We start from the raw sequence: 6,000 nt of genomic DNA on the forward strand, positions 1-6,000 counted from the left end.
ACCAGACGTTCCGACGTCCCGACCCGGCGCCGCTCCCTCGAGCGGAGCGGCGCCCGCCCCCTACCCAACGGACCTCCCATGGATCTCAAGCTCAAGGATCGCGTCGCGCTGATCACCGGCCCCGCCAAGGGCATGGGCGCCGCCATCACCCGCGCCTTCGCGGCCGAAAGCTGCCGCCTCGCCCTCATCGGCCGTGACACGGCGGCCATCGCGCCAATCGCCGACGAAGTCCGCGCTGCCGGCGCCGAGGCCATCGTCATCGCCTGCGATCTGACTGATGCCGATGCCTGCGAAGCAGCCGCCGCGCGGACGGTCGAAGCCTTCGGCACGGTGGACATCCTCGTCAATGTGGCCGGCGGCTCCGGCCCCATCGGCAAGACCGGTGTGGAGACGACGCCGGCGGAGTTCGACGAGATCGTCACCCTCAACATGAACGGCTGCTTCCACACCATGCGCGCCGTGCTGCCCACCATGATCGAGCGCCGCTATGGCAAGATCGTCAATGTGGGCGGCACCTTCGGCATGCGCGGGCGGGCCGGGCGCATGGCCTATTCGGCCTCCAAATGGGGCCTGCGCGGCATCACCAAGAGCTTCGCGCTGGAGGTGGGGCCGCACAATATCAACGTGAACTGCGTGGAGCCCGGCATGGTGGATGGCCCGCGCTTCCGCGAGAAGGTCTGCGCCGACATGGCGAGGAAGCTCTCCATCACGCTGGAGGAAGCCATGGCCCGCCACGCGGCGGACTATGCCCTGCGCCGCGTGACCACCGACGAGGACGTGGCCAATGCCTGCCTGTTCCTCGCCAGCGACGTATCCCGCCAGCTCACCGGCATCGACATGCCGGTCGACGGCGGCTGGGCAATGCTCTGAGGAGGATGACATGAACGAACCGGTCGATCTCGTCATCCATGGCGGGCGCATTGTCTCCCCCGAGACGGTCATCGAAGCCTCCATCGCCATCCGCGGCGGGACCATCGTCGCCGTGGGCGCGCCCGATGCCATGCCGGAGACGAAGGAGACCTTCGACGCCTCGGGCCTCACCATCCTGCCCGGCGCCATCGACGTGCATGTGCACTTCCGCGATCCCGGCTACACCCACAAGGAAGACTTCGAGAGCGGCACCGCCGCCGCGGCCTTCGGTGGTGTGACCACCGTGTTCGACATGCCCAACACCATCCCCACCGTGGCGGACGGGGAGACGCTCAGGGCCAAGCACGCCATCGCCTCCTCCAAGGCGCATGTGGACTACGGCCTCTATGCGGTGCTCGGCGAAGACACCATCGACAAGGTGCCGGAGCTGATCGAGGCCGGGATCATCGGCTTCAAGTGCTACATGGGGAACACCTTCGGCCGCATCCCGACGCCCTCCACGGGGGCGATGCTGGAGGCGTTCGAGAGGGTGGCGCCCACCGGCAAGCGCATCTCGCTGCATGCCGAGACCAATTCGGTGATGGAACGGCGCCAGAAGCGCCTGACCGAGAGCGGCCGCAACGACCCGCTCGCCCATCTCGCCTCCCGCCCCGCCGTTGTGGCGGTGGAAGCCGTGGCCCGCGCCGCCATCCTCGCCGAATGGACCGGGGCGCGGATCCATATCCTGCACATTTCCTCCGCCGCCGAGCTCGGCCCGCTGCGCGACGCCAAGGCACGCGGCGTCGACATCACCGGCGAGACCTGCCCCCACTACCTGATGCTGGGCGAGGACGATTACGCCCGCTGCCGCGGCATCATCCGCGTCAACCCGCCGGTGCGAGAGAGCGTGAACAACGAACCGCTCTGGGCCGGCCTCCTCGACGGCACCATCGACATCATCGCCACCGATCACGCCCCGCACACGCCGGAGGAGAAGACCCGCGCCGACATCTGGAGCGTGGATTGCGGCTTCCCCGGCGTCGAGACGCAGATGCCGCTCATGCTCACCGAGGTCGCGGCCGGCCGCTACGACATCCGCGACTATGTGCGCTGGAGCGCGGTGAACCCAGCCAAGGTGTGGGGGCTCTACCCGAAGAAGGGCGCCATCCTGCCCGGCGCCGACGCGGACCTTGCCTTCGTGGACCTGAACCATGCCTGGACGCTGCGCGACGCCGATCTCCAGTCCCGCTCCAAGATCTCCCCCTGGGACGGACGGGGCGTGGTGGGCCTGCCGCGCCACACCATGGTGCGCGGGCGGTTCGTGATGAAGGATCGCGCGCTGATGGCGGACACGAAGGGCCACGGTCGCTCGGTCCACGCCATCCAGCAGATGCCGGAGGCGAAGCCGCTGCATACCGATGAAACCCTGGCGGCCGTCATCGCCCACCGGCCGGAGGCGGCGGCATGAACGAGGATGCCCCTCCCTTCGTCCATCTCCAGGACGTGCGCCTCACCTACGGCCACGGCGAGCGCACCGTGGAAGCGCTCGGCACCACCAATCTCAAGGTGGGCAAGGGCGATTTCGTCGCCCTCGTCGGCCCCTCCGGCTGCGGCAAGTCCACCATCCTGAAGCTGGTGACGGGGCTCATCCCCGCCTCGGCCGGCTGGGTGTTCGTGGCCCAGCGCGAGGTCGGTGCCGAACCGGTGCGGGTGGGCATGGCCTTCCAGAACCCGACCCTGCTACCGTGGCTCACCATCCGGCAGAACGTGATGCTGCCGCTGAAGATCGTGCCGCCCTTCCGCCAGCAATACCGCGCCAAGAAGAAGACCGAGTTCCGCGACCGCGCCGACGCCCTGCTGGAGCAGGTGGGCCTCGCAGGCTTCGGCGACAAGTTTCCTTGGCAGCTCTCCGGTGGCATGCTTCAGCGCGCCTCGCTCTGCCGCGCGCTGATCCACGACCCCCAGCTCCTGATGCTGGACGAGCCGTTCGGCGCCCTCGACCAGTTCACCCGCGAGGAATTGTGGGCCATCCTTCAGGACCTGTGGCTGACGCGTCGCCCGACCGTGCTGCTCGTCACCCATGATCTCAAGGAAGCCGGCTATCTCGCCAATCGCGTGTGCGTCATGCGCGCCCGGCCAGGGCGGATCGTCGAGGATTGCGCGGTCGATTTCGTTCGCCCGCGCACCATCGAGATGACCTACGAACCGGGCTTCGTCTCGCTCACCCAGCGCCTGCGCGAGCTGATCGTCTCCGCCCGCGCGCCCGACGCCGCAGTGGAGAGCGCCGCATGACCTACGCCCTGCGCCGCCGCCTGAATTCCGCTGCCGTCATCATCGGCTTCTTCGTCGTGTGGGAACTCGCCTGCGTGATCTTCCACATCAAGGAGATCGTCCTGCCGCGGCCCAGCCAGGTGTTCGAAACACTCTGGCTGCAGGCTCCCGCCATCTGGCCGCACACGGTACAGACGCTCTACACCACGCTGGTGGGCTTCGCCCTCGGCATCGTAAGCGGCGTGCTGCTGGGCGTGCTCATCGGCTCCTCGCGCCTCGCCTATGACACGGGCTATCCGCTGCTGATCGGCTTTTCCTCCATCCCGAAGGTGGCGGTGGTCCCGATCTTCGTTCTCTGGTTCGGGGCGGGCACGGTGCCGGCGGTGCTCACTGCCATGATCATGAGCCTCTTCCCTATCGTGGTGAACGTCGCCACCGGCCTTGCCACCACGGAGCCGGAGCTGGAGGACGTGATGAAGGCGCTGCGCGCCACCAAGCTCGACATCCTGTTCAATGTCGGCCTGCCCCGCGCCATGCCCTATTTCTTCGCTTCCCTGAAGGTGTCGGTGACGCTCGCCTTCGTGGGCACGGTGATCGCCGAGACGGTGGCCTCGAACCAGGGCATCGGCAACCTCATGATGATCGCCTCCTCCTCCTTCGACGTGCCCCTCGTCTTCGCCGGGCTGCTCGTGCTGGCGCTGCTGGGCGTCGGCCTCTACGCCATCTTCTCCCTCATCGAAGGGCGGGTGATCGGCTGGGCGCGGCGCAAGGACGGGGCGGACTTCGCCTGAGACACGCGCCATGCTCACTGCCAAGGTCCACCGCATCCCCACGGCGAGCCCCGACGACGTGTCCGGTCTTGCCGCCGCCATCGCCTCCGGCGCCATCGCGCCCGAGGGCATCCTCGCCATCTTCGGCAAGACCGAGGGCAACGGCTGCGTCAACGACTTCTCCCGCGGCTTCGCTGTCTCCGCCTTGCAGGCACTGCTGCGCTCTCATCTCGGCCGCGCGGCGGATGAGGTGTGCCTCGTCATGTCCGGCGGCACCGAGGGCGGGATGTCGCCCCACCTGCTTGTGTTCGAGGTGGTCGAGGCCGTTGCGAACGGCGCTTGCCCTGCCCTCGCCGTCGGCCGCGCGCATACGCCGGACCTTCCCTCCGAGCATCTCGGGCGGATGGGGCAGGTGTTTTCGGTGGCCGAAGGCGTGCGACGGGCCATGGAAGCGGCCGGCATCAGTGACGCCGGCGACGTCCATTTCGTGCAGGTGAAGTGCCCGCTTCTCACGGCCGCCCGCGTGCGCGAGGCCGAGGCGCGGGGCGCGACCACGGCGACCTCCGACACGCTGAAATCCATGGGCCTCTCGCGCGGCGCCAGCGCGCTCGGCATCGCGCTGGCGCTAGGGGAGATTGCGGAGGAAGCCCTTTCCGACGCCGCCATCTGCGCCGACTACGGCCTGTGGTCCGGCCGCGCCAGCTGCTCGAGCGGCATCGAACTTCTGGGCCACGAGATCGTCGTGCTCGGCATGTCGAAGAGCTGGAGCGGCCCGCTCGTCATCGCCCATGCGGTCATGGCGGATGCCATCGACGTCGCGCCGGTGCGCGAGGCCATCGGCACGCTGGGCGGCGCGCCGGGAGAAGACACCATCGTGCTCGCCAAGGCCGAGGCGAGCCGCAGCGGCCTCATCCGTGGCAAACGCCACACCATGCTGGACGACAGCGACATCTCCTCCACCCGCCACGCCCGCGCCTTCGTCGCCGGCGCCTTGGCCGGCGTGGTCGGCCACACGGAGATTTATGTCTCCGGCGGCGCCGAACATCAAGGACCGGATGGCGGCGGCCCGGTGGCCGTCATCGGTGCGCGCACGGCGGCCGAACGCAGGTAATTCGCCTGCTTTCATCTCGGCCCAGCAAGCGCCCCTGTCATGGAACGAGCGCCAGCCTTCCCACGTTTGGCGCCTCTCCAGTGCCCGGCTCTGCCCGACTGAAGAATGCCGCGCTAGAGCGATGCGGCGCGCAATCGCGTCTGCCAGAGGGCGCGACGCTTCTTGAGTTCGTTGTCCCGGTCAAAATCGGGGAAGTCCTCCCGCAGCCGGTCGAGTTCCTCATATCGGAATTCGGAGGCACCATGCGCCCGCCACGCGGTTTGCAGCGCCTCGTTGGCGTGCCGGCCGATGCCCAGTTCGAACCAGATCCTGTTCTTGTGCGTGTCTACGGTGGGGCTGGTACCGACCCACACGTCCCCCGTCGCTGTGCAGACGATCGCATAGACTCCCAATGCGGGCTTGCGTTGCCGATAGGCCGCGACGGCCGCCTTGCGCTCCTGCCTGTCCATGACGCCTCCATATTTACCCGGATGATATAGATTGATTTTGCATCGGGGTAAATATTGGCATCAAACGGAGACCTCGCCGTTTGACCGCTGGCGGCGCCCAACCCGCCCTGCAGGCGGGCGCAGACCAAACCGACGCTCAGGCGTATTGGGCCACGCCGTTGCCGAGCGACCAATTCTCCTTCTTCACCTCGATGAGGTTGACGAAGACATCCTCAGGCCGAAGGCCGGGGCTCTCGCTGAGATAGAGGGCGATGCGCCGGAACGTCTCCTTCTTCTGCTCCACCGTGCGGGTGTCGTTCGCGGCGATCTGGATGAACACCACATCTTCGGTGCGCGAGATGCCCATATAGGAGGGATCGAACCGGAAGTTCTCGGCCGAAAGCTCGGTAATGGTCATGAACTGGTTGTCGCGCGGCACGTTGAACGTCTCATGCATCGCGCGCGCGAGGCTGTCGAAAATGGCGCGGCGATAGGCTTCCGGCTTGCCGGCCCTGAGGGAGATGTGCGTGAGAGGCATTGGGGGGTCCTTCCCGTTGATCGATGTCGAAAC

At 67.6% G+C, this 6,000-nt stretch carries 7 protein-coding genes; 5 read left to right on the top strand and 2 right to left on the bottom strand.

Translation table 11 applies throughout. The annotated features are described in order from the left end of the window. Window positions 1-78: 78 nt before the first annotated feature. Genes XAN126_RS0122535 through XAN126_RS0122555 form a run of 5 tightly spaced genes read left to right on the top strand, consistent with a single transcriptional unit; the run spans window position 79 to window position 5,001 of the window. On the top strand, window positions 79-870 hold the full coding sequence (locus XAN126_RS0122535) for an SDR family NAD(P)-dependent oxidoreductase (protein ID WP_024280819.1): 792 nt from the start codon (window positions 79-81) through the stop codon (window positions 868-870). Window positions 871-880: 10 nt separating this feature from the next. Continuing rightward, window positions 881-2,317 (top strand): allantoinase AllB, encoded by a 1,437-nt coding sequence (gene allB / locus XAN126_RS0122540; protein WP_024280820.1) that lies wholly within the window; start codon window positions 881-883, stop codon window positions 2,315-2,317. After that, window positions 2,314-3,141: an ABC transporter ATP-binding protein gene (locus XAN126_RS0122545; protein ID WP_024280821.1), complete on the top strand. Its 828-nt coding sequence runs from the start codon at window positions 2,314-2,316 to the stop codon at window positions 3,139-3,141. Before allB ends, XAN126_RS0122545 begins: the two co-directional genes overlap by 4 nt. Further along, a complete protein-coding gene (locus XAN126_RS0122550) occupies window positions 3,138-3,911 on the top strand; it encodes an ABC transporter permease (RefSeq protein ID WP_024280822.1) in 774 nt (257 codons plus the stop codon). Before XAN126_RS0122545 ends, XAN126_RS0122550 begins: the two co-directional genes overlap by 4 nt. Window positions 3,912-3,921: 10 nt before the next feature. After that, window positions 3,922-5,001, top strand: coding sequence for a ring-opening amidohydrolase (locus tag XAN126_RS0122555; RefSeq protein WP_024280823.1), 1,080 nt, complete (start codon window positions 3,922-3,924; stop codon window positions 4,999-5,001). A gap of 113 nt (window positions 5,002-5,114) precedes the next feature. On the opposite strand, the gene XAN126_RS0122560 is transcribed toward XAN126_RS0122555, so the two are convergent. Together XAN126_RS0122560 and XAN126_RS0122565 are read right to left on the bottom strand one after the other, a co-directional pair. Further along, the gene (locus XAN126_RS0122560; RefSeq protein WP_024280824.1) at window positions 5,115-5,450 is read right to left on the bottom strand and encodes a GIY-YIG nuclease family protein; all 336 of its coding nucleotides are present in this window, start codon (window positions 5,448-5,450) and stop codon (window positions 5,115-5,117) included. Window positions 5,451-5,586: 136 nt separating this feature from the next. Further along, window positions 5,587-5,967, bottom strand: coding sequence for a tautomerase family protein (locus tag XAN126_RS0122565; RefSeq protein WP_024280825.1), 381 nt, complete (start codon window positions 5,965-5,967; stop codon window positions 5,587-5,589). Window positions 5,968-6,000: the final 33 nt, after the last annotated feature.

Source organism: Xanthobacter sp. 126, assembly GCF_000526175.1.
Lineage (GTDB): Bacteria > Pseudomonadota > Alphaproteobacteria > Rhizobiales > Xanthobacteraceae > Xanthobacter > Xanthobacter aminoxidans.

Coding starts and splice junctions, on each gene's coding strand:
- allB (WP_024280820.1), top strand. CDS start 881: ATGAACGAACCGGTCGATCTCGTCATCCATGGCGGGCGCATTGTCTCC.
- XAN126_RS0122555 (WP_024280823.1), top strand. CDS start 3,922: ATGCTCACTGCCAAGGTCCACCGCATCCCCACGGCGAGCCCCGACGAC.
- XAN126_RS0122550 (WP_024280822.1), top strand. CDS start 3,138: ATGACCTACGCCCTGCGCCGCCGCCTGAATTCCGCTGCCGTCATCATC.
- XAN126_RS0122535 (WP_024280819.1), top strand. CDS start 79: ATGGATCTCAAGCTCAAGGATCGCGTCGCGCTGATCACCGGCCCCGCC.
- XAN126_RS0122545 (WP_024280821.1), top strand. CDS start 2,314: ATGAACGAGGATGCCCCTCCCTTCGTCCATCTCCAGGACGTGCGCCTC.
- XAN126_RS0122565 (WP_024280825.1), bottom strand. CDS start 5,967: ATGCCTCTCACGCACATCTCCCTCAGGGCCGGCAAGCCGGAAGCCTAT.
- XAN126_RS0122560 (WP_024280824.1), bottom strand. CDS start 5,450: ATGGACAGGCAGGAGCGCAAGGCGGCCGTCGCGGCCTATCGGCAACGC.